The organism is Rhizobacter fulvus (assembly GCF_964020785.1).
Genome location: NZ_OZ224516.1, coordinates 5,051,899 through 5,074,823, shown reverse-complemented (window position 1 = coordinate 5,074,823; position 22,925 = coordinate 5,051,899). Strand labels below are relative to the sequence as shown.

26 protein-coding genes are annotated in these 22,925 nt (G+C 63.5%); 19 read left to right on the top strand and 7 right to left on the bottom strand.

The genetic code is table 11. The features are described from left to right. The first annotated feature begins 4 nt into the window (after positions 1-4). From cadR to ACWH49_RS24080, 3 genes are all read left to right on the top strand, one after another. Entirely contained in the window at positions 5-454 is a 450-nt protein-coding gene (cadR, locus tag ACWH49_RS24090; RefSeq protein ID WP_448173738.1) for a Cd(II)/Pb(II)-responsive transcriptional regulator, read from the top strand. Between the two features lie 3 nt (positions 455-457). Next, complete coding sequence (locus tag ACWH49_RS24085; protein ID WP_448173737.1) at positions 458-844, top strand: YkvA family protein; 387 nt, start codon at positions 458-460, stop codon at positions 842-844. 122 nt (positions 845-966) lie between these two features. Beyond that, positions 967-1,347: a hypothetical protein gene (locus ACWH49_RS24080; RefSeq protein ID WP_448173736.1), complete on the top strand. Its 381-nt coding sequence runs from the start codon at positions 967-969 to the stop codon at positions 1,345-1,347. Positions 1,348-1,386: 39 nt separating this feature from the next. On the opposite strand, the gene ACWH49_RS24075 is transcribed toward ACWH49_RS24080, so the two are convergent. The 6 genes from ACWH49_RS24075 to ACWH49_RS24050 form a co-directional block, all read right to left on the bottom strand. Further along, on the bottom strand, positions 1,387-1,569 hold the full coding sequence (locus ACWH49_RS24075; RefSeq protein ID WP_448173735.1) for a hypothetical protein: 183 nt from the start codon (positions 1,567-1,569) through the stop codon (positions 1,387-1,389). Between the two features lie 43 nt (positions 1,570-1,612). Next, positions 1,613-3,889, bottom strand: coding sequence for a copper-transporting P-type ATPase (locus ACWH49_RS24070; protein ID WP_448173734.1), 2,277 nt, complete (start codon positions 3,887-3,889; stop codon positions 1,613-1,615). 372 nt (positions 3,890-4,261) lie between these two features. Beyond that, complete coding sequence (locus tag ACWH49_RS24065; protein ID WP_448173733.1) at positions 4,262-4,534, bottom strand: hypothetical protein; 273 nt, start codon at positions 4,532-4,534, stop codon at positions 4,262-4,264. A gap of 34 nt (positions 4,535-4,568) precedes the next feature. Next, the gene (locus ACWH49_RS24060) at positions 4,569-5,240 is read right to left on the bottom strand and encodes a methyltransferase family protein (RefSeq protein ID WP_448173732.1); all 672 of its coding nucleotides are present in this window, start codon (positions 5,238-5,240) and stop codon (positions 4,569-4,571) included. Next, positions 5,227-5,463: a DUF2933 domain-containing protein gene (locus ACWH49_RS24055; RefSeq protein WP_448173731.1), complete on the bottom strand. Its 237-nt coding sequence runs from the start codon at positions 5,461-5,463 to the stop codon at positions 5,227-5,229. Before ACWH49_RS24055 ends, ACWH49_RS24060 begins: the two co-directional genes overlap by 14 nt. Before the next feature lie 25 nt (positions 5,464-5,488). Then, entirely contained in the window at positions 5,489-5,905 is a 417-nt protein-coding gene (locus ACWH49_RS24050) for a hypothetical protein (RefSeq protein ID WP_448173730.1), read from the bottom strand. A gap of 115 nt (positions 5,906-6,020) precedes the next feature. On the opposite strand from ACWH49_RS24050, the gene ACWH49_RS24045 reads away from it, so the two are divergent. After that, a complete protein-coding gene (locus tag ACWH49_RS24045; protein ID WP_448173729.1) occupies positions 6,021-6,323 on the top strand; it encodes a DUF5676 family membrane protein in 303 nt (100 codons plus the stop codon). On the opposite strand, the gene ACWH49_RS24040 is transcribed toward ACWH49_RS24045, so the two are convergent. Continuing rightward, positions 6,300-6,611, bottom strand: coding sequence for a heavy-metal-associated domain-containing protein (locus tag ACWH49_RS24040; protein WP_448173728.1), 312 nt, complete (start codon positions 6,609-6,611; stop codon positions 6,300-6,302). The genes ACWH49_RS24045 and ACWH49_RS24040 overlap by 24 nt on opposite strands. Before the next feature lie 168 nt (positions 6,612-6,779). Here ACWH49_RS24040 and cueR point away from each other — a divergent pair, with 168 nt between their 5' ends. The 15 genes from cueR (at position 6,780) to ACWH49_RS23965 (ending at position 22,878) form a co-directional block, all read left to right on the top strand. Beyond that, complete coding sequence (gene cueR, locus ACWH49_RS24035) at positions 6,780-7,259, top strand: Cu(I)-responsive transcriptional regulator (RefSeq protein ID WP_448174390.1); 480 nt, start codon at positions 6,780-6,782, stop codon at positions 7,257-7,259. 71 nt (positions 7,260-7,330) lie between these two features. Continuing rightward, positions 7,331-7,753: a hypothetical protein gene (locus ACWH49_RS24030; RefSeq protein ID WP_448173727.1), complete on the top strand. Its 423-nt coding sequence runs from the start codon at positions 7,331-7,333 to the stop codon at positions 7,751-7,753. A gap of 104 nt (positions 7,754-7,857) precedes the next feature. After that, positions 7,858-8,226, top strand: coding sequence for a hypothetical protein (locus tag ACWH49_RS24025; RefSeq protein ID WP_448173726.1), 369 nt, complete (start codon positions 7,858-7,860; stop codon positions 8,224-8,226). After that, a complete protein-coding gene (locus ACWH49_RS24020) occupies positions 8,223-9,620 on the top strand; it encodes a TolC family protein (protein ID WP_448173725.1) in 1,398 nt (465 codons plus the stop codon). Before ACWH49_RS24025 ends, ACWH49_RS24020 begins: the two co-directional genes overlap by 4 nt. Before the next feature lie 12 nt (positions 9,621-9,632). Continuing rightward, a complete protein-coding gene (locus ACWH49_RS24015; RefSeq protein ID WP_448173724.1) occupies positions 9,633-11,000 on the top strand; it encodes a multicopper oxidase family protein in 1,368 nt (455 codons plus the stop codon). A gap of 11 nt (positions 11,001-11,011) precedes the next feature. Continuing rightward, positions 11,012-11,503, top strand: coding sequence for a cupredoxin domain-containing protein (locus ACWH49_RS24010; RefSeq protein ID WP_448173723.1), 492 nt, complete (start codon positions 11,012-11,014; stop codon positions 11,501-11,503). Then, positions 11,500-11,958: a DUF411 domain-containing protein gene (locus ACWH49_RS24005; protein ID WP_448173722.1), complete on the top strand. Its 459-nt coding sequence runs from the start codon at positions 11,500-11,502 to the stop codon at positions 11,956-11,958. The genes ACWH49_RS24010 and ACWH49_RS24005 overlap by 4 nt, the downstream gene beginning before the upstream one ends. An 11-nt stretch (positions 11,959-11,969) precedes the next feature. Further along, positions 11,970-12,314, top strand: coding sequence for a copper-binding protein (locus ACWH49_RS24000; protein WP_448173721.1), 345 nt, complete (start codon positions 11,970-11,972; stop codon positions 12,312-12,314). 57 nt (positions 12,315-12,371) lie between these two features. Further along, complete coding sequence (locus tag ACWH49_RS23995) at positions 12,372-12,764, top strand: hypothetical protein (RefSeq protein WP_448173720.1); 393 nt, start codon at positions 12,372-12,374, stop codon at positions 12,762-12,764. Between the two features lie 76 nt (positions 12,765-12,840). Then, a complete protein-coding gene (locus tag ACWH49_RS23990; protein ID WP_448173719.1) occupies positions 12,841-14,073 on the top strand; it encodes a TolC family protein in 1,233 nt (410 codons plus the stop codon). Then, a complete protein-coding gene (locus ACWH49_RS23985) occupies positions 14,070-15,572 on the top strand; it encodes an efflux RND transporter periplasmic adaptor subunit (protein WP_448173718.1) in 1,503 nt (500 codons plus the stop codon). The genes ACWH49_RS23990 and ACWH49_RS23985 overlap by 4 nt, the downstream gene beginning before the upstream one ends. Further along, entirely contained in the window at positions 15,569-18,748 is a 3,180-nt protein-coding gene (locus tag ACWH49_RS23980) for an efflux RND transporter permease subunit (RefSeq protein WP_448173717.1), read from the top strand. The genes ACWH49_RS23985 and ACWH49_RS23980 overlap by 4 nt, the downstream gene beginning before the upstream one ends. 213 nt (positions 18,749-18,961) lie before the next feature. Beyond that, positions 18,962-19,156: a hypothetical protein gene (locus ACWH49_RS23975; protein WP_448173716.1), complete on the top strand. Its 195-nt coding sequence runs from the start codon at positions 18,962-18,964 to the stop codon at positions 19,154-19,156. 309 nt (positions 19,157-19,465) lie between these two features. Next, the gene (locus ACWH49_RS23970) at positions 19,466-21,304 is read left to right on the top strand and encodes a restriction endonuclease (RefSeq protein ID WP_448173715.1); all 1,839 of its coding nucleotides are present in this window, start codon (positions 19,466-19,468) and stop codon (positions 21,302-21,304) included. Further along, positions 21,301-22,878, top strand: a complete 1,578-nt coding sequence (locus ACWH49_RS23965; protein ID WP_448173714.1) for a hypothetical protein — start codon at positions 21,301-21,303, stop codon at positions 22,876-22,878. The genes ACWH49_RS23970 and ACWH49_RS23965 overlap by 4 nt, the downstream gene beginning before the upstream one ends. Positions 22,879-22,925 lie beyond the last annotated feature (47 nt).

Below are 22,925 nucleotides of genomic sequence, written 5' to 3'. Positions count from 1 at the left end.
TTCGATGAAAATTGGCGAGCTTGCTGTCGTGTCGTCGACCCCAGTCGAGACCATCCGCTACTACGAGCGGGAAGGGTTGCTGCCTGCGCCTGCCCGCACCTCGGGCAACTTTCGGGTCTACGAGGCTGTGCACCTCGACCGTCTGCAGTTCATCCGGCACTGTCGCGGGCTCGACATGTCACTCGACGAAGTGAGAGTTCTCCTGCGATTCAGGGACGCTCCGAGCGATGATTGCGGGGACGTGAACACGTTGCTGGATGAGCACATCGGGCACGTCAGCCGACGCATCAAGGAACTGCGAACGCTGGAGAAGCAGCTGAAGGAGCTTCGGCAGCAATGTCCCGCGGCGCACACTGCGGACCAGTGTGGCATCTTGGCTGGGCTGTCGGACGGTTCGAGGGGGTCGCCATCCCGCAAGCCGTCGACGCACCTTCGCTCGGTTCATTCGAGTTGACGGATGTCGTTCCTGTCAACGGTTCGCGTATGGGCCAAACGCATCAAGCGCGACGCGGTCACGCTGTGGTTCGCCTACCGGCATCCCGACACGCGTTGGCCTGTGAAGGCGCTTTGCATGTTCGTGGTGGCGTATGCGCTGAGCCCCATCGACCTCATTCCAGACTTCATCCCCGTTCTGGGGTATGTGGACGACGCGTTGCTTCTGCCGGGACTCATCTGGCTAGCCCTTCAACTGCTCCCTGATAGCGTGGTCGGCGAAAGCAGAGTCCAGGCTGACCAATGGATGACCGAACAAGGCAAACGCCCCAGGAGCTACGTCGGTGCAGCTGTCATCGTTGCACTGTGGCTGCTGCTTGGGTATGCCGGGTGGCGTTGGTGGAGTCGGTAGGTGAGCCCCTGGCGCTTACGAGTAGGCTGACCACTTTGAGGCTGAAATGAGTAGCAGCTAACGTATTAGGCGAGGTTGAAGCGCGGTATGCGTTCGGCTCCGTTCAAGGGAGGTAGGAGACCATGGAAGACGATGAAAGTGCGAATCGCACCGAGCCACGACAGCCACCGGTTGACACGTTCCCCGGCAGCAACGCAGGCGGTGGTGGCCCAGGCTTGACGCAGGGCAAGCCGCCCGACAAGGCGCTGAGCACGCCACTCCCACTTACCGACGCCGAGGTAGTCCAGCTGCAGATTCGAGTCATTGCGCTGGAGAACCTGGTTATCGCGCTTCTAGCCAACGCGCCCCAGGCGACGCGCGGCCAAGCGAGGGAACTGGCCGACTACATTTCGCCAAGACCAGGATTCACGCAACATCGGTCGACGCTCCACGCAGCCAACCAAATGGCGCATCTGATTGAGCGGGCACATCACCTGAGCGAAGTCACCCCCAAAATCGTCTAAGGCAGACTGCGCAGGCGTCTTATCGAGATGCGCGCGAACTCACCGTCCGATGGCTATCAATGCGACCGCAATGGCAACCGCTGCTGCCATCACGCCGTACACCACCTTGCGTTCGTTATTTTTCATCGGTGCCGTCGGCAACTGCCGGGCGCTCGGACGAAAGAGCTCACCATGGTCTTGCTCGCGGGGGTCGTCGGATTCGGGTTGGGGAAGGTCGCTCATGATTTGCTCGCTTGTTGAACCAGTCCAGCCGGATTCGCTGCACCTACTCCAGCTTTAAGGCTCGAAGCCGAAGCGCGTTTCCAATCACGCTGACAGACGACAACGCCATTGCCGCGGCAGCGACGATTGGCGACAACAGAAGCCCGAAGAGCGGGTAGAGAACGCCCGCGGCAAGGGGCACACCCGCCACGTTATAGACAAAACTGAGGGCGAGGTTCTGCCGGATATTGCGCATGGTGGCCTGCGACAGGGTTCGCGCTCGGACGATGCCCATCAGGTCGCCTTTGAGCAGCGTGATGCCCGCACTTTCCATCGCCACGTCGGTGCCAGTGCCCATCGCGATGCCGACCGTGGCGGCTGCAAGAGCCGGCGAGTCGTTGACGCCGTCACCGCCCATGGCGACGACCCGTCCTTCCTTCATCAACCGCTGGACGACTGCGACCTTGTCCTCGGGAAATACCTCGGCAACCACCTCGTCGATGCCGAGCTGCTTGCCCACTGCCTCGGCGGTCGTCTTGCCGTCGCCCGTCAGCATCACGATGCGGATACCCGCCGCCTTCAAGGCTTGAAGCGCTTGAGGCGTCGTCGCCTTGATGGGGTCTGCGATGGCGACGAAGCCCGCTAGCTTGCCGTCGACGCCGACAAAGATGACGGTGGCTGCTTTGGCGCGTTGCTTCTCCGCTGCCGCGTTCAGGGGCGCACAGTCGATACCACTTTCGGCCAAGAACTTCGCGCTGCCGGAGACGACTCGCCGGCCGTCGACGATGCCGACCACGCCTTTGCCGACAGGAGAATCGAAGTCCGTAACTGCCGAAAGGTTCAGCTTGCCCTCCTGGGCGGCGTTGACGATGGCCAGCGCCAGGGGGTGCTCGCTGGCGCGTTCGACGCTCGCAAGCTTTTGCAGGACGTCGTCCTTCGTGAAACCCTCGGCCGGCTCGATTTGCACGACCTTCGGTCGGCCCTCCGTCAGTGTGCCGGTCTTGTCGAGCACCAGCGTGTCAACCTTCTCCATGCGCTCGAGCGCCTCGGCGTCGCGGATGAGCACGCCGTGCTGCGCGCCCTTGCCGACGCCCACCATGATGGACATCGGCGTGGCCAGCCCGAGCGCGCACGGGCACGCGATGATGAGAACCGCCACCGCCGTGATGAGCGCATAGCTGAACGCCGGCGACGGGCCCCACACCAGCCACGCGGCGAACGTGAGGACCGCAATCAGAATGACGACCGGCACGAACCAGCCGGCCACCTGGTCGGCCATCCTCTGGATGGGCGCGCGACTGCGCTGCGCCGCAGCCACCATGTGGACAATTTGCGAGAGCAGCGTATCCGCGCCGACCTTCTCCGCACGCATCACGAAGCCGCCGGTCTGGTTCAAGGTGCCCGCGGTCACCTTGGAGCCGACCGCTTTCGACACGGGGATGGGTTCCCCGGTGACCATCGACTCGTCGACATTGCCCTTGCCTTCAGTGAGTTCACCGTCGACCGGAACCTTCTCGCCGGGGCGGACGCGCAGGAGGTCGTTGACCTGGATGGCATCGACCTGAACGGTCTCGTCCGTTCCGTCGGTCTTCACCTTCACTGCGGTCTTCGGTGCCAGTCCGAGCAATGCCTTGATGGCTCCGGACGTCTTTTCGCGCGCTCGAAGTTCGAGCACCTGGCCCAACAACACCAAGACGGTGATGACCGCGGCGGCCTCGAAGTAGATGGCAACCGCGCCATCGGCCAAGCGCAGGTTCGGGGGGAACCACTGCGGCGCCACGGTGCCGACGATGCTGTAGAGCCAGGCGGCACCCGTGCCGAGCGCAATCAGCGAGAACATGTTCAGGCTGCGATTCTTGACCGACGCCACGGCGCGCACGAAAAATGGCCAACCTGCCCACAGCACGACCGGCGTCCCCAACAGAAGTTGCACCCAATTCGAGGCCTGCTGGGCGATGAGGTGGTGGATGTTGAAGAGGTGCCCGCCCATCTCCAACGCGAAGACCGGGACGGTGAGGGCGGTTCCAATCCAGAAGCGCTTGGTCATGTCGCGCAGCTCTGGGCTGTCGCCCTGGTCGGCGGTGGCGAGCACCGGCTCCAGCGCCATGCCGCAGATGGGGCAGTTGCCCGGTCCCATCTGGCGCACCTGCGGGTGCATCGGGCAGGTGTATTCGACCTGACTCTGGTCACCTTTCGGCGCTGGTTTGGTCGCAGCTGGCGCGTGTGCGTGGCCGCTGTGGTCGTGATGAGCGTTTTCCATCACCGTGCCGTCCGGCATCACATGGGTGCCGTGATGAGCATGGTCAGTGGTCTGGGACGTATGGGACGTATGGGCTTGCATGGCGCTCTCCGGTGTTGTTCGCAGTGTGGACCTTCCCCTCGTCGGAAGGTCAAGCGCCGCACTATCGAGAGACGAAACCGACTGCAATCCAGAGGGCGAGTGCCGCCAAACTGACCCAGCATAGCCAGAACAGGATGCGCTCCCACCAAAGGGGTGGGCTTTCGCGACCTTCAAGCCGGAACTTCAGGGTCATGCCGATGCCGTGGACCAGTAGACCCAGGGCGAGAAGGGGAACGGCATAGGTGCGAAAAGCTGCCGGGGCGACCAACGCGAGGCCAGCGCCAAGAACCATCGCCCCCAAGCTGGAGGCCAGCTCGGCACTCTTGATGGCTCCCGGCGAGGTACGAAGGACTCCCATCGTCGCGAGGCGACCTAGCCCTGATTCTTGTGGAACTTGGCGTGGTCGTGCTTGGCTTTGGCCTTCGCGCCGGAGGCCTTAGAAGCGGTTGCGCAGGGCGCCGTTGCCTTCGGTGCACCGCGTTCGGCGCCGTGGTCGTGCTTTGCGACGGCCTTTGCGCAACCTTTGTCCATCATGCCTCCGGACATGGGGCCCGAAGCCGCCGCATCGGGCGCTTGTTGGGCGAGCGCAGAGCCGGCGAACGCGATGAACGCAAGGGAAGCGACGAGATTGCGTGCAGTAGACATGGTGGTGGTTCCTTCGGATGCAAAGAGGTTGGATTCAGTGGGACTTGGCGGGTGTCTGGCCGCTGGGTGGGCGGTTCCCGAGCCGCGGCCAGAAACGCGGCGTCACCGCGGCGTAGGCGCGCCAGGCGTCGCCGAACGCGGCCTCCGAGTCGTTCTCTTCCGATATCGCCAGACGCACGTACATGACGACCAACACCGGGAACATTGCCAGCGTCAGCAGCGTCGGCCACTGCAGAAGGAAGCCGAACATGATGAGGACGAAGCCGATGTACTGAGGATGGCGCACCAACCGGTAGGGCCCTGACGTCGCGAGCGCCTTCCGTCGTTGCGCGTGGTACAGCACATGCCACGCCTTCGACAGGAGCATGAAGCCGGCGAAGAGCGCGACGATGCTCAGGATGTGCAGGACATCGAAGTGCGGGTTGCCGTGCTGCCCAGTCAGCAGCCACCACAGGTGCCCGGCGTCGTGACCGAACAGGTTGACGCCCGGGAACTTCGTGCCCAGCCATCCCGACAGCAGGTAGATGGTCAGCGGGAAGCCGTACATCTCGGCGAACAGCGCCACGATGAAGGCCGAGTACGCGCCGAAGCTGCGCCAGTCGCGAAGGGTGGTCGGCTTGAAGAAGCTGTACGCGAACCCGACGAAAATGACCGAGTTCACGACCACCAGCCCCCAAAGGCCATAGGCGTTGTCAGCGGAGTTCATCGTTGCCTCGCTCACTGTGGCGGTGACCACCGTGGTGGTGACCATGGTGCATGAACACGTGCATCAAGGGGCACGCCAGCACGAAGGCGAACGGCAACAAACCCAGCACGTGCGCGCGATGCTCGGTGAACAGAAGAAAGCCGCCAACCGCCGCGACGATGAGAAGCGCAACTCCCCCACGCGAACGCCAGAACGGCGGGGGTTCGTGGTCGGTCATGTCCATGTCGATGCTCCAGCCAGACGCAGCGCTACTTGGGTGACGGCGCCTTCATGGCCTCGCGGTCCATCATCATCTGCATCATCATTTCCATCATGTCCATGCGCTTGCTCATCATCTCGGGAGTCATGGGCTTCGCGCCTTTATCACTGGGCGCTTTCATCTCACCCATCATCGCCATGCCGCCGTGCATGGATTTCATGTGCTCCGACATCAGCGCCTGGCGCTCCTCGGGCGTCTTTGCGGCCATCATCTTTTCGTGCATCTGCTGCATCGACTTCATCTGCATGTCCATTTGCGCAGGCGTCGCTCCACCCGCGCCCGGCGCTGCGGGAGCACCTGGTGCCGAGGCGCCTTCAGGGTGATGAGCTGCGTGCTCCTTGTCGGATTGGGCCAGCACGCCCGTTGAAAGGGCGGCAGTGAGAGCGAGAGCGAGGATGGGACGCATGGAGAACTCCTGAGTTTCAAACAAGCTTCACACCGCAAGTCGACGAACGCCTTGATGTAGGTCAACGCAGCCGACCGCCTCGCGCCTAGATTTGAATCTTCGAAAGGAGGACGCCATGGGCACCACCACGCTTTCAAGTCAGCACACGGCCACCTTTCCCGCGGCGCTACGTACCGGGCTGGCGCTGGCCGCGACGGTCGCCGTTTTCTATACGCTGTGCGCCCTGGTCTGGCTCGCAGCGCCTGGCGCATTTCTGAACTTCATGAACGGCCTGTTCCACGGCATGGACTTCAGCGCGCTCGTCCGACCCGCGCCGTTCTCCTGGCCAGGCTTCCTCGAAGCGCTGGTCGTCATGAGCGTTTGGGGCTTTCTCGCGGGCTCGTTCTTCGGGTGGCTACGCGACCTGCTTGGCGACTGAACGGGCGCCGGCGCCGCACCCATTGCTGCTGCTGCCGCAGCAACATCCCCTGCGCGGCGCTGCGGGCGTCGACTGGGCCTCATCGCCGGCAACTGCAACCGGCGTGTATCCAGCCACCTTGATGGCATCGCGCAGGACTTCCGCAGTCGCCGCGGCTGCCTCGACCTGCACGCGGTGCGACGCCAAATCCACCTGCACCTTGGCGAGTGGGTCGGCAAACGCAATCGCCTTGATGATGGCGCCGGCGCAGTGGCCGCAGGTCATGTCGTTGACTTCGAAGGTGACCATGTAGCTCTCTCCAATGAGTTGCAGTGAGGCTACTTTCGACCTTCCCACCATGGGAGGGTCAAGCGCATTCGTCGCACTACGCAATGGAAGTGGTTTCTTCTTGACCTTGCCACCGTGGCAAGGTCTAGGATGTTCTGGTATCAGTTCCGTCGAAGGACGTGTCCCATGATGAATATCGGCCAAGCGGCGAGCGCGTCCGGCGTGTCTGCCAAGATGATTCGGCACTACGAAGAGCTGGGCCTGCTGCCCGAAGCGCAGCGCACGGAGTCGGGGTACCGACAGTACGAACTGCCGGACGTGCACACCCTGCAGTTCATCCGACGCTCTCGAGAGCTTGGCTTCGCGCTGTCGGAGATTGGCGAGTTGGTGAGCCTGTGGCAGGACCGCACACGCCCGAGCCGCGAGGTCAAGGCGCTGGCCGAGACGCACATCAAGGAGCTGGAGCAGAAGGCCGAGGAAATCCTCGCCATGAAGTCTGCGCTGCAGCATCTCGTGCGTTGTTGTCGTGGCGACGAGCGTCCCGACTGCCCCATCCTCGACGACCTCGCCGGACACGGGCAAGTGCCGAAGGCGACATCTGCCAACGCCACGAAGGTCCGTCGTCGGCAGCAGGAGACACCGTCTGCCAGGCCCCGCACCGCCATTTAAAGCCGGGCCCTATACGTGTGACTTTCTTGCTGTCACACGAGCACAGCTCACCTGCCCGATAATCTGCTGACGTGAAACGATTCCGTGTCTTCATCCTGGTCCTGTTGACCCTGCTGCTCCCCATTCGAGGCGCGATGGCGGCTGCCATGCTGTGCCCGGACGGTGAGAGGTCGACCCAGACGGCTGTGGTGGCCACGCACGGACATCACGGTGCTCAGCCAATGGAGCACCACTCGAGCCACGAAGCGCATACGGACGGGTCGTCCGCTCACCACCACGCCGGCGCAGATGCAGCCGCGGACACGGCGTCCTCGGGCGAGCACCCGGCCACCTGTCATTTCTGCGCGAGTGGTTGCTGCATGGTGTCGCTGCTTGGCACCGCGCCTTCGCTCGAGCGGCCCCGCGTGATTTCTTGGGTTGCCTTCCCCGAACTCGTAGCGCCGCTGCCGGTGTTTCAGTCGGGCGGGCAGGACCGTCCTCCCCGAACCATCTGACCCAGTCAGGCCTCCGTCGAGAGGCCGAACAGGGCTCGTGCGTCCACCGCGCGAGGAATCCGCCGTGGCCTTTGCGCCGGCGCTTCAACAGATGAGTTCGAACAATGAAAAACAACCTACTGGCCTGGGCCGTTGCCCTTGCCGCGTGCGTGCCCCTCTTGGCATCGGCGCAAGACACCAAGACCGGGTCGCCTAAAGCGCCCGCGCAGCTGACCTATCAATCGGCATTCGCCGACTACAAGCCGTACCAGGACGCCCCTCTCGGCAACTGGCGGGCGTTGAACGAGCTCGTCTCCGGAGGGGCGGGCGGCGCGGCCGGCCACGCTGGACACGACATGGGCGGCATGAAGAGCATGAAGATGCCTGCCGCGGCCTCCGCGCCTGCGACTTCCGCTCCCAGCGGCTCGATGCCGATGAAGCACATGAAGCCCATGCCGATGCACGGCGGGCATCCCCAAGGGGGCAAGCCATGATGCGCCTGACCGCCGCGACGCTGGCCTCCCTGGTGCTGGCGGGCTGCGCGTCGTTCTCCCCAGACGGTGGCTTCAGCGCCGTGGAGCAACTGACCAAGGAACGTATCGCCCAGTCGCCTTCCTACCAGCGCACCGGCGAGCAGGCCGACGCCGCCGAGTCACGCGTTGCCGAGTTGCTGAAGCAACCCCTGACCGCAGACACGGCGGTTGAAATCGCGCTCCTGAACAACAAGGACCTTCAGGCCAGCTACGCCGAACTGGGCATTGCCGAGTCCGACCTGGTGCGGGCCGGTCGCCTCGCGAACCCGTCATTCAGCTTCGGGCGTCTCGCCGGCGGCGGTGCCGTGGAAATCGACCGCGCGGTGCTGTTCGATGTGTTGGGCTTGCTCACGATGCCCTTGGCCAAGCAAGTCGAGCAGCGCCGCTTCGAGCAAACCCAACTGCACGCCGCCCACGAGACCGTGGGAGTGGCCGCTGAGGCGCGCAAAGCGTTCTTCGAGGCGGTGACCGCGCAACAGCTCGTCGCCTATTCCGCACAGGTCAAGGAAGCCGCTGACGCATCCAATGAACTGGCTCGTCGCATGGCGGCGGCGGGCAACTTCAACAAGCTTGCGCAGATGCGCGAGCAATCGTTTTATGCCGACGCCACCGTGCAACTGGCCCGCGCTCAGCACCAGGCCGTCTCTTCTCGCGAGCGCCTGACCCGGGTCCTGGCGCTCGGCGGGGACCCGCTTGAGTTCAAGCTGCCCGAACGCCTGCCGGACCTCCCAGCCGCTCCTGCCGAGCCCAAGGACGCGGAGCAGACTGCGATGGACAAGCGCCTCGATGTGCTGGTGGCCAAGCGCGCGACCGACTCGACGGCCAAGTCCTTGGGACTGACGAAGACGACACGCTTCATCAACGTGCTGCATGCGGGGTATCAGAACCGGAGCAACACCGGCGAGACCCGCAAGAACGGCTACGAGATTGAACTGGAGTTGCCACTGTTCGACTTCGGCTCTGCTCGCGTCGCGCGCGCGGAAGCCACGTACATGCAGTCGGTGAACCGCACGGCGCAGGTCGCCATCAACGCCCGCTCCGAAGTGCGGGAGTCCTACTCGGCGTACCGAACCGCGTACGACCTGGCGAAGCACTACCGCGATGAAGTCGTGCCCCTGCGCAAGCGCATCTCGGACGAGAACGTGCTTCGCTACAACGGCATGTTGGCCAGCGTGTTCGAACTGTTAGCCGACTCTAAGGACCAGATTGCCAGCGTCACCGGCGCGGTGGAGGCCCTGCGTGACTACTGGGTGGCCGAGACCAACCTGCAAACCGCGCTCACCGGCCGCTCGTCAGGCCCGGCGCCGGCCATGGGACCGAGCACTGCGACAAGCCCTGCACAGCCGGCCCACTGAAGGAGAAGAACAATGACAAATCGCAGAACATTCTTCAAGGCAGCGGGCGCGACCATGCTGGGCGCTGCCGCCGTCAGCCGCGCCGGCGCAGCGTTGCTTCCAGAGGCCGTGATGCAGTCGTCCGCCGCGATGCAACTTCCGCCACCGCCGCCGAACGGCCGACCGTTTCAGCCCATCGTGACACTCAACGGCTGGTCGCTGCCGTGGCGCATGAAGGACAACGTCAAGGAGTTCCACCTGGTGGCGGAGCCGGTGGTGCGCGAAATCGCCCCCGGCATGAAAGCCAATCTATGGGGCTACAACGGCCAAAGTCCGGGCCCGACCATCGAAGCCGTGGAGGGCGACCGCATCCGCATCTTCGTGACCAACAAGCTGCCCGAGGTCACGAGCGTGCACTGGCATGGCGTCTTGTTGCCATCGGGCATGGATGGCGTCACCGGTCTGACTCAGCCTCCTATCGCGGTCGGCAAGACCTTCATGTACGAGTTCGTGCTGCAGCGTTCTGGCACCTTCATGTACCACCCGCACGCCGATGAAATGGTGCAGATGGCGATGGGGATGATGGGGCTGTTCATCGTGCACCCCAAGGACCCGAAGCAGTTCAAGGTCGACCGCGACTTCGGCTTCATCCTCAACGCCTACGACATCGAGCCCGGTAGCGCGACGCCGAAGGTGAACACGATGCTCGACTTCAACCTGTGGACGTGGAACAGCCGCGCGTTCCCGGGCATCGACCCGTTTGTGGCGCGCACGGGCGAGCGCGTGCGCATCCGGGTGGGCAACCTGACGATGACCAACCATCCCATCCACATGCACGGGCCGCACTTCGAGGTGACGGGCACCGACGGGGGCTGGGTGCCCAAGAGCGCGCGCTGGCCAGAGGTCACCACCGACATCGCGGTCGGCCAGATGCGGGCGTTCGAGTTCGATGCGCTCGCGGGCGACTGGGCCATCCACTGCCACAAGTCGCATCACACGATGAACGCGATGGGGCACAACGTCCCGACCATGATTGGTGTGGACCATCGCGACGTCGCGAAGAAGATTTCCAAGCTGGTGCCCGACTACATGGTCATGGGCGACAAGGGCATGCACGACATGGCCGAGATGGAGATGCCCCTCCCTGACAACACGCTGCCGATGATGACGGGCACCGGACCCTTCGGTCCGGTCGGCATGGGCGGGATGTTCAGTGTCGTCAAGGTTCGCGACGACATCAAGCGCGGTGACTTCAAGGACCCGGGCCCCTACAAGCACCCCGCCGGAACGCTGGCCAGCGAGTACACGGCCGAGATGCCTGAAGCCGTCCGCGCTCGGGCGCCCAAAGCCGATGCCAACACGTTGAAGGTACGCAAACCCACGGGCCATGAAGGCCATTGAAGGAGACACCCATGAAACACCTGAATGCATTGACCTTCGCCGTTCTGGCGCTGACCACCGGCGCCGTGTTCGCGCACGGCGACGAACAACACGCTACTGCCCACAAGTTCGACGCCAGCAAGGTCGAGGCCACGGACTTCGGTCAGGAAGGCAATCCGAAGAAGGTTGCCAAGACCATCAAGGTCGACATGACCGACGCCATGCGCTTCACGCCGTCGAACGTGACTATCAAGCGCGGCGAGACCGTGAGGTTTCTCGTACACAACGACGGCAAGGTCCTGCATGAGATGGTCTTGGGAACCAAAAAGGCTCTTGCCGAGCACGCCGAACTGATGAAGAAGTTTCCGGAGATGGAGCATGCGGACGCCAACATGGCTCACGTGAAGCCCGGCAAGTCCGGGGAAATCGTCTGGCAGTTCACCAAGCCCGGCGAATTCCAGTTTGCGTGCCTGCAGCCTGGTCACTTCGAGGCAGGCATGGTCGGCAAGGTGGTCGTCAAATGAAGCGCCGGGACTTTCTCTCTCTGGCCGTCGCTGGCACGGCCTTCGCCAGCTTTCCCGCCCTGGCCCGGCCGGCGGTGCCACCGGTCGAGGTCTTTAAGAGCCCGTATTGCGAATGCTGCGGTGCATGGGTGGAGCACATGAGGGCGGCCGGGTTCGACGTGAAGGTCACGCTCGTCACCGACACCACCGCGGCACGCAAGCGTCTGGGCATGCCGGACAAGTTTGGAAGCTGCCACACCGCGACGGTCGCAGGCTATGTGCTCGAGGGGCACGTCCCCGCGGTCGAGGTCAAGAAGTTGCTGTCTGCGAGACCGGTCGCAATTGGCCTTGCCGTTCCTGGCATGCCGCCGGGGTCTCCCGGCATGGAGGTTGGTACCCGCCAGGACCCCTACAACGTTTTTCTCATCGACAAGCGCGGACTCGAAACCGTGTTCGCTTCCTACCCCAAAGCCTGAAGGAGCACCCCATGAAAGCCACTCACATCATTGCAGTACTCGGCCTGACCATTGCGTTCAATGTCACCGCCCAAACCCCGCCCGCCCCAGCGACTGTTGACCATGCAGCACACCATACGGCCGCGAGCGCGCCCACGACCGACGGAGAGGTCCGGAAAATCGACAAGGAGCAGGGCAAGGTGACTCTGAGGCACGGCCCCATCGCGAATCTGGAAATGCCCGCCATGACGATGGTGTTCAAGGTCGCGGACCCGAAGCTTCTGGACTCCCTGAAGGAGGGAGACAAGGTGAAGTTCGCCGCTGACAAAGTCAACGGTGCCATCACGGTGACCGCCATCGAGCCCGCCGCGAAGTAGAGCGCGGATTGCCGCGGTAAGCCACGCATAAAACGGGCGACTACACTTGTGATGCCCATGCTGCGTCGACCCTTCCATCGCCTGACCACCACGTTCTTCGTGGTGCTTTCGCTGCTGTTCTCACAGCTGGCGCTGGCGAACTACGTGTGCCCGGGGCAGGCGAGCGCGAGCGCGACTGCAGCGATGGCCGAGATGATGGCGGCAGGTCAACCCTGTGAGGGCATGGACGAGGCGCAGCCCGTCCTTTGCCATCAGCGCTCGGCGAGTGCCGCCCAGTCTTTCGAAGCCGTCAAGCTGCCGGCTGCGTCGCTGCCGATGATTGTTCAGGTCGTTGTGATGCCGTGGGTGCTTCAGGCCTTCGAGGTCGAAGCGCTGCCCGTCGCGTCTGCACCCGAGGCTCGTCCACCTCCGGACCCGCTCTTCCTCTCCACGCTCAGACTCCGCGTCTGACCTCTCCGTCGACTGACCCGGCGCTGGTGCGGCTCGCCCGCTCGCCAGCACCCGCCCATTTGTCTTCGGAGTTTTCATGTCTACCTCACACCTGCGCGCGGTTGTCCTGGCCGTCGCAATGCTTCCGGTCCTGGCCGTAGCCGCACCGCTCACGCTCACCCAGGCGCTCGACCTGGCCGTTCAACGCTCAGAGAACACCCGGTCGGCGCGCGCTGGCGTCGCCAGCGCCTCGGAGGCGGCCCGCGCGGCGGGTCAGCTCCCCGACCCGATGCTGCGAGTCGGCATCGACAACTTACCCATCACCGGGCCAGACCGACTCCGCACCACGCGGGACTCCATGACGATGAAGCGCATCGGCATCGGGCAGGAGTGGGTCTCGGCCGAGAAACGCGCGGCTCGACGGGCGGCTGCCGATGCCGTGGTAGGTCGGGAATCCGTCGCGGTCCAGGCGAGCGCGGCCGACGTTCGGCTGCAAACAGCGCTCGCCTACGTCGATGCCTTCTTCGCAGGCGAAACGCTCAAACTGACGGCGCTGTCGGAACACCACGTGCACGAGGAGCTGGAGGCAGCCAAGGCGCGGCTTTCCTCCGCAGCCGGCAGCAGTCAGGACGTGTTGGCGTCGACGGGCGCACGAGGCATGGCCGAAGACGAAAGCGCAGAAGTTCGTCAGCTGCAAAGTGCCGCACGGGCGGTGCTCGAACGCTGGGTCGGCACTCGCGTCGATGAACTGGCGCCACCCGAGGGACTGGTGACCGTCTCCGAAGAGACCTACGTGAGCAGCCACCCGACCGTGATAGCCGCACAACGCGATATCGAGCTCGCGCGAAAGCAAGCCAATGTGGCGAGCATGGAGCGCAGGCCGAACTGGTCTTGGGAGGTGTCCTACGGCCAGCGCACAGGGTACTCCGACATGGTGTCGTTCGGCGTCAGCATCCCACTCCCGGTGTCGCCGGCGGAGCGTCAGGACCGCGAGACCGCGTCGAAGCTCGCGCTGGTCGACAAAACCGAAGCCAATCTCACGGAAGTCACGCGGGCGGCCCAAGGCGAATACCGCAGCCTGGCTAGTGACGCCCAACGCCTCGCCGAACGGGTGCAGCGCTACCAAATCGCGGTCGTGGTTCCGGGGCAGCAGCGCACCGCGACGGCGCTCGCTGCGTACCGTTCCAACCAGTCAACGTTGATGGCGCTCTTCGAGGCGCGCCACATGGAAGTTGAGGCGCAACGAAAGCTGTTGGGCTTGCGACGGGAATTGGCCAAGACCCAAGCCCTGCTTGCATTCAAACCGCTGGCTCTTGGAGATGCGCAATGAACCGCAGCCCGCTCATCCTCACCCTGGTCGCAGTCGGTGTGCTGCTCGGCGCGGGTGGCTACTACGTTGGACGCCACGGGACGAGCCCCAGCGCTGAACCGACCAATGCGGCGCCGACGAACGCCGACAGAAAGGTCCTCTACTGGCACGACCCCATGGTTCCAGGCCAACGGTTCGACAAGCCAGGCAAGTCTCCGTTCATGGACATGCAGCTCGTGCCGGTCTATGCCGACAGCGACGCGGGCGACGGCGGCGTCAAGGTCAGTCCCACCGTGCAGCAGAATCTCGGTATCCGAACGGCAACCGCCCGCAAGGCAGAGGTGTCGTCTTCGTTCGACGCGGTCGGCGCAGTTCAGTTCGACGAACGCCTCAACGTGGCGGTGCAGACGCGCGTGGCTGGCTACGTGGAGCGTCTGGCGGTACGCGCGCCCATGGAGCAGGTCCGCAAGGGCCAGGCACTGGCGACCATCTTCGCGCCCGAGTGGCTGGGCCCGCAGAACGAGCTGATTGCGCTGAAGCGCGCCGGCGTGTCGCAGGACCTCATCACCGCCGCACGAGACCGGATGCGCGCGATGTCCATTCCTGAGTTGCTTGTCCGCCAGAGCGAGGTCAGCGGAACCGCGCAGGCGCGCTTCACGCTCAGCGCGCCAGTCAGCGGGGTCGTCGCCGAGTTGGGCGTGCGCGAGGGCGTGGCCGTCTCTCCGGGCATGACTCTGTTTCGCATCGCGGGCCTGGAAAAAGTGTGGGCAGTGGCCGAAGTGCCGGAGGCACAAGCTGTTCGCCTAACGCGAGGGCAGAAGGTCAAGGCGGTGCTGCAGGCCGATACCTCGCAGACGTTCGACGGCGCGCTCAAGGAAATCCTCCCCCAAGTCAGCGCCAGCACGCGCACGCTGCAGGCGCGCTTCGAGGTCGACAACAAGGGCGGGAAGCTCACGCCTGGGATGCTGCTGCGCCTGCAGGTGGCGGGTCCGAGTTCGTCTCGGTTGGTTGTGCCGTCCGAAGCCGTCATTCGCACGGGCAAGCGAGCAGTGGTCCTGGTGCGCAAAGAGAACGGCTCCTTCGAGAGCCGCGACGTCGCGATTGGTCAGGAGGTTGGCGACGACATCGAGGTCACGCAGGGCCTGGCGGAAGGCGAGCGAGTCGTTGCCAGCGGCCAGTTCCTCATCGACTCCGAGGCGCGGCTGCGCTCGGTGACAACAAGCATGAGCGACGCCTCCGCGCCCGCTGCACCTGCCTCGGCTGGGTCAATGCCAGTCGCAGGGACGGCAGTCTTCGTCGGCGAGGGCAAGGTCGAAAGCGTCGAGCCCGACGGCCTCACCATTTCGCATGGACCGATTGCGGCGCTCAAGTGGCCTTCAATGACGATGGGCTTCGGCAAGCCCAATGCGAAGGCTTTCGCTGACATCAAGCCGGGTGACACCGTCCGCTTCGAGTTCAAGAAGGGCGGGGCGATGGACTACGAGCTCGTGTCCGTGCAACGCGTCGGGGTCTCGAAGTGATTGCCGCGCTCATCCGCTGGTCGGTCATCAACCGCTTCCTCGTGTTGATGGCAACAGCCTTCCTCGTGGCGGCGGGGCTGTGGTCGGTCAAAAACACGCCGGTGGATTTCCTGCCGGACCTGTCGGACACGCAGGTCATCGTCCGTACCTCTTACCCGGGCAAACCGCCTCAGGTGGTCGAGGACCTGGTCACCTACCCCTTGACGACAACGATGCTGGGCGTGCCCGGAGCAAAGACGGTTCGTGGTTACTCCTTCTTCGGCGACTCGTTCGTCTACGTCATTTTTGACGACAGAACCGATGCGTACTGGGCCAGGTCGCGCGTGGTGGAGTACCTCAACCAGGTCCAGAGCAAGCTTCCGCTCGGTGCGACGGCGACGTTGGGTCCCGATGCCAGTGGCGTGGGGTGGGTGTACGAATACGCGCTGGTCGACCGGACCGGCAAGAACGACCTCGGACAGCTCCGCGCGTTGAACGACTGGTTCCTGAAATTCGAGCTCAAGACCGTACCCGACGTGGCGGAAGTGGCCAGCATCGGCGGCATGGTCAGGCAGTACCAGGTCGTGCTGGACCCGGACCGCATGCGTGGACTCGGGGTGACCCAGGCTATGGTCATGGAGGCGCTGAAGAACGCCAACCAGGCCTCGGGTGGCTCGGTGGTCGAGTTGGCGGAAGCCGAGTACATGGTTCGCTCGCGCGGCTTCCTGAAGTCGCTGGACGACTTCCGTGCCATTCCCCTGTCGGTGTCGGCTTCAACGCCGGTGCTGCTGCGTGAGGTCGCAACGGTCCAAATCGGACCGGAGATGCGCCGTGGCATCGCCGAACTCGATGGCGACGGTGAGGTGGCAGGCGGCGTCGTCGTGATGCGCTCCGGCAAGAACGCTCGCACGACCATCGAAGCGGTGAAGGCGAAGCTCACCGCGCTCAAGCCCAGCCTGCCGCCAGGAGTGGAAGTGGTGGAGACCTATGACCGCTCCAAGCTCATCGACCGCGCGGTCGACAACCTGCGCTCCAAGCTGGTCGAGGAGTTCATCGTCGTCGCCCTCGTGTGCGCCATCTTCCTCTTTCACCTGCGGTCGGCGCTGGTGGCGGTCGTTGCACTGCCGGTCGGGGTGCTGGCTGCCTTCGTGGTCATGCATTGGCAGGGGGTCAGCGCGAACGCGCTATCGCTCGGTGGCATTGCCGTCGCCATCGGGGCGATGACCGATGCGTCCGTGGTCATGGTCGAGAACATGGCCAAGCACATCGAGACTTTCGAGGGGCAGCACGGCCGCGCGCCATCACCCACCGAACGATGGTCGCTGGTCGTCGAGTCGTGCGTCGAAGTGGGACCTGCGCTCTTCTTCTCCTTGCTGGTCATCGCCCTGTCGTTTGTTCCTGTGTTCGCGCTGGAGGCTCAGGAGGGTCGGCTGTTCTCGCCGCTGGCGTTCACGAAGACCTACGCGATGGCGGCCGCCGCAGGGCTGTCGGTCACGCTCGTGCCGGTGCTGATGGGCTACTTCATCCCTGGTCGCATCCCGCACGAAGCGTCCAACCCCGTGAACCGCTTCCTCATCGCCGTCTACCGGCCCGCCCTTGACATAGTGCTGCGCTTTCCGAAGGCGACGCTCGTGGTCGCTGCGGCGCTGCTGGTGCTGACGGCCGTCCCGGTGATGCGTCTCGGTGGCGAGTTCCTGCCGACGCTGGACGAAGGGGACTTGCTGTACATGCCGTCGGCGCTCTCAGGGCTGTCGGCATCCAAGGCATCGCAGTTGCTCCAGCAGACCGACCGCCTCATCAAGACGGTGCCGGAGGTCGAACGCGTCTTCGGCAAGGCCGGGCGGGCCGACACCGCGACTGACCCGGCACCGCTGGAGATGTTCGAGACCACCATCCAGTTCAAGCCCCGCGCACAGTGGCGGCCGGGCATGACACCGGACAAGCTCATCGAAGAACTGGACCGCGTCGTCAAGGTGCCGGGCCTGTCCAACATCTGGGTGCCGCCCATCCGCAATCGCATCGACATGCTGGCCACCGGCATCAAGAGTCCCGTCGGCATCAAGGTCGCCGGCGCCGACCTGATGACCATCGACAGGCTGACCACGCAGATTGAGGCGGCGGTCAAGCGCGTGCCCGGCGTCACGTCCGCGCTCGCCGAGCGCCTGACGGGCGGCCGGTACATCGACGTCGACGTGGACCGGTTGGCCGCGGCGCGGTATGGCTTGTCCATCGCGGACGTGCAGGCGGTGGTCTCCACAGCCATTGGCGGCGACAACGTCGGCGAGATAATTCAGGGCCGTGAACGATATCCCATCAACGTTCGCTACCCGCGCGAAATCCGTGACTCGTTGGAGCGGTTGCGTCAACTGCCATTCGTGACCGGGAAGGGCGCTACCGTGCTGCTGCAGGACGTGGCGCGATTGTCAATCGAAGACGGTCCGCCCATGCTTCGCAGCGAGAACGCACGGCTCTCGGGCTGGGTCTACGTCGACGTGCGAGACCGGGACCTGCGCTCCGTTGTGAACGACATGCAAGCGGCCGTGGCCAAACAGGTGGCGATGCCTGCTGGGTATGCGGTGTCTTGGTCCGGCCAGTTCGAATATCTCGAGCGCGCGACAGAACGCCTGAAGCTGGTGGTGCCGGTGACGCTCGCGGTCATCTTCGTGCTGCTCTTTCTGCTGTTCCGCTCGTTCGGCGACGCGGCGCTCGTGATGGCCGCAGTCCCGTTCTCGCTGGTCGGAGGCTTCTGGCTTATCTGGGCGCTGGGGCACTCCATTTCCGTTGCGACGGCCGTCGGTTTCATCGCGCTGGCGGGAGTGGCCGCCGAGTTCGGCGTCGTCATGCTCATCTACCTGAAGAACGCGCTAGCCCGCCGCCTTGCCGCAGGCGAGCCTGACAACGACGAAACCTTGCTTTCAGCCATCCGCGAGGGAGCCGTCCTGCGTGTCCGCCCGAAGGCCATGACCGTCGCCGTGGTCCTGGCCGGCTTGCTGCCCATCCTGCTCGCAACCGGCACAGCCTCCGAAGTCATGACCCGAATCGCCGCGCCCATGGTCGGTGGCATGGTGACCGCGCCACTGCTCAGCATGCTGGTTGTACCCGCCGCCTGGTACCTGCTGCACCGCCGGCGCGGCAAGCGGCACGCGCCTGCTGCCGGGCCAGTCGCGCTGCCAATTTCCGACCCATCCAAGGCCTGAACGACCACTTGTGAGAACACTCGCAACGTTCACCGTCGCATTGCTTGTCACCACCGCAAACCTTGCGATGGCTGAGTCCATGCAGATGCCGATGAAGGCCTCGACGGCAGCCTCTACCGTCGCGGCGATGCCGCTCGTCAACGGATAGGTCCGCAGGCTCGACGCGGTCCGGGGCTCATCGCGCTGCGACACGGAGACATTCCAAACCTAGCAATGCCGGCAGTGATGATGGGCTTCGACATTGCCGACAAGAAAATGCTCGCGGGCCTCAAGGTTGGCGACAAGGTCCTACGAGATGGTCAAAGGCAAGGCGACTGTTACGGAGGCTGCACGCGGTCAATTGCAGGGCGTCACGGTCAGCCATCGTTGTCGGGCCTTATCGGCCGGTTACTCTGCTTGGCCAGATAGAACCATTTCGTGGCCATTAGGCATTCGGGTGGGGAAGACGACGAACCCGTCGAACGGTGCGAAGACGCGAGAACCTTCTGCCGCGTTGCGATGACGTAGCCTGGTTGAAGCGCATCAGAACTTCGACAGTTGCGAGCGAACGCATCGCCTGTGGTGACGGCCACGCCCAAGGCCGCCCGTGGTGGTATGCCCTGCTAATCGGCTCCATACACGCCGGTGGAACGGTGGGACTGACTTCAATGAGCTGGGAGCGCACCACGCGTCGTCCGTTGTTTGGACGATACAGAGCGCACCGCTTATGCTCGCCGCATGTCCGCTGACCCTATCTTGTACTGCCTCGAACGGGTTTCTGACTACAGAGACTTCGAACGGCTCTGTTCGGCTCTTCTTGCCGGTGCTGGATATCCTGGGATTGAGCCGCTAGGCGGAACCGGCGATAAGGGGCGCGACGCCATCATCAGAAGTGATGATGCCGGCCGTCGAACCGTTTTCGCCTACACAGTCCGTTCAGACTGGCGCATCAAGCTCGACAAGGATTGCTGCCGCGTACGAGAGATGAGGCACAACCCTGACGCCTTCGTGTTTGTCTGCACGGAGGTGTTGAGCGCGACGGACAAGGACTTCGCGCACCAGTTGGTGTCGAGGACGTTCGGTTGGACTCTTGAGCTCTACGACCTGGAGCGGCTTCGGGTGCACCTGGTGGGCCCGCAGCGCCACCTTATCGCGCAGCACCCCAGCATCTTCACGCCGCCGTTCTTTCCACAGCGTGGGGGCCAATCGCTGTCGGAGAGTAAGGACACCATTCTCATCGACCACATTGACAGCGACCACGCCCTGGCAACCTGGCTCTCTCGTCGCCTGTCGCTTCAAGGCTTTCGGACCTGGTGCCGTGGGACTGCACCACTCGCTGGCGAGAGCCCGGACGACAGCGTGCGCAAGCTCCTGGAGGTTCGCGCCATCCAGTATCTCCCCATCATCTCTGCAGCAAGTGTCTCGGACCAGTTGTTCATCGAGCGTTGCTCAATCGCTGCCGCAAAGAGCGACTTCGTACTCCCTTGCAGTTCAACTACGGGGCAGGAGTCCCGATTGCCATCAAGGGTCAAGACCATCTCACCGGCAGCCTTCACGGTCTCGTGGACCCTCGGCCTGCAGCAAGTGCTTGAGCGGCTTGGTGCGCTAGGCGTTAAGCCAGAGCTCGACCCGGAGCGCGGCAGGCAAATTGCACTCAGGGACTATCTGCCGACCCGAGTTACCGTAGCAAAGCCAGAGCCTGTCTTTGCAAACGTGTTCCCCCTGCGGTTGCCACCGACCATGCTCATTTACGACCTCCGTCGTTCGCTCACGGAGACGGAAGTCTTGGAGCTTCGAAGGCGTTGGGCGTTTGTAGAGCTGAGCGCATATCGGCTCGTCGCCTTCACACCCCCACAGCACGGCGTCGTCCCTTCCAAGAAGGCGGACCGGACGCCGGAGTTTCTTTGGGCTGATGTCTCGCACAAGGACGGCAAGAAAACGTTTGACCTCGCTAAAGAGCTTGCCTGGCGTAGTCTCGAGGTTGTCTGTGCGGAGAAGGGGCTGAGGTATTGCAAGGACAGACAAGTCCTTCATTTCGCTGCGCGCGAGACGGGCGAGTGGAATCAGGCTATTCAACACGTCGATGGACGCTCGACGACAGTGCAACTGACGGGGGAGCGAACCAAAGGGTGGGGGGACCACGCGTCACCGTTTCTTTATCAGCTCGCGCCACGCTTCCGCCCCCAGCGCGACTTCGATGGCACGTGGAACGTTGTGGTCAACATCTACGTGCGGACTACGACCATCGAAGGGCAGGTATTCGAGCTAAAGGAGATTGGTCGTCGTCGGAAAATTGTCACGAGGAGCTGGTGGAACAAGGAGTGGCTCGCTCGGCTGCTCGGCGTCGTTCAAGCCCTCCAAACTGCGGACGGCCGTATTCAAGTTGGCGAAGGAAACCGAGCCGTGGTGATGGAAGCCACCCCTCTTAGATGGGAGTGTCCGGTTGGGCTGGACGTTCTCGCGCTGTCCGGCATGTCCGACCTAGGCGAGGAAATTGCGAACTGCCGTACTCGAGATGACGAAGCGGAAGACGACGATGAAGCAAATCCGACTGTTGGCCAAGGGGCCGTCAAATGACTGACACCTTCCACTTCCTCGGCGAGCCGCTGCTCGAGTTCGGTCATGGACAGACGGCCGAGGACCCGCACGACGGCCTCGCTCTATTCGGCCCTGCCGAGCCACGGTCTCAGCTGCCGGACAACATCGTTATGGGCACATCGCAGGGCATCGCGCTCTGGGCAGAGTGGTGCGCGGCCATGAATGCGCCGGCAGCGTGCGTTGACCCAGGACGTCATCGCGCTTGGCCGCCGTTTCCTGGTTTTGATGTTGCTTTTGGTGCACGTTGGCCTAGCCCAGTTCGGAGTTGCGCGGTCGATACGATGCAGCTCTCGGAGGCGTCACGTAAAGCCGACAAGCACGACCGTGCCTTTGCGGTTGCGAATCTCTACGTGGAGCAAGTGGAGCGATTGACCAAGCTAGACGCGCGTCCCGCGCTTGCCATCTGTGTCGTGCCCGACGAGGTCTACGAGAACTGTCGACCGAACTCGTCGGTTGCACGCGCCAAGCGAAGCGACGATGCACGAACCAAGGTCGAGGTCAAGTTTCTTAATCAGGCCATAGACGACCGCAAATCCGGACAGTCGCGCATGTTTGATGAAGGGGACCCATCCGTTGCAGCGGCGCTCGAAGAAATGGACGCATTCGAAGAAGCACGCGGCCTGTCTTCAGATTTTCGCCGTCAGCTCAAGGGGCGGATGATGGGTCACGAGCTTCCGGTGCAAATCATCAAAGAGTCCACGTTGCGAATCACACCACAGGTGCGCAACGGTGAACCGGGTACGAATCCCCTCTCCGACCGGTTATGGAACTTCGGAACTGCTGTCTTCTACAAGTGCGGCGCCAAACCGTGGAAGACGCCTTGGGCGCGCGAGGGCGTTTGCTATGTAGGGCTCGCTTACAAGCTGACCGGTGATGGTCGAAAGGCCTGCTGTGCCGCCCAAATGTTCCTCGATAGTGGTGATGGCGTCGTCTTCGTCGGCGAGTTTGGACCGTGGTACTCCAGAGAGACCGGCGAATTCCACCTTCCCCCCGAAAAGGCTGAGGCGCTGTTGCGTGGGACCATCGAAACCTATAGGCAGGAGGACGGGCGCCCTCTGAAGGAAATTTTCCTGCACGGGCATTCCGGTATCGACCTTGAGGAGTACCAAGGCTTTCTTCGCGCTTGCCCGCCGGGCGTCAAACTCGTGGCCATACGGGTCCGTCAAGACAGAGGAGGCCAGCGCTTGTACCGCTATGACGACCACCCTAACGTGGCAAAACGTGGGCAACATCCGGTCCAGCGAGGTGTCTTCTGGAAGCGCACGGCTCGGCATGGACTGCTGTACACCAATGGATTCAAGCCGAGGATTGCGACGTACGATGGGTTCGAGGTACCGGTTCCATTGGCCATCACGATTCAGCACGGTGAAGGCGACATTCTTCAAGTCGCCAAAGACATCCTCGGCCTGACGAAACTAAACTACAACTCGTGCCAGTTAGGCGAAGGGCGGCCCATCACGGTAAAGTACTCGGACCGAGTTGGTGAAATCTTGCTGGCGAACCCTGGACTGCCACCCGAAAAGTGGAAGCACAATTTTAAGTACTACGCCTGACGAGCAGCATGTGAGTAGTGAAGCTGGTCCAGCGGCCAGTATCACGC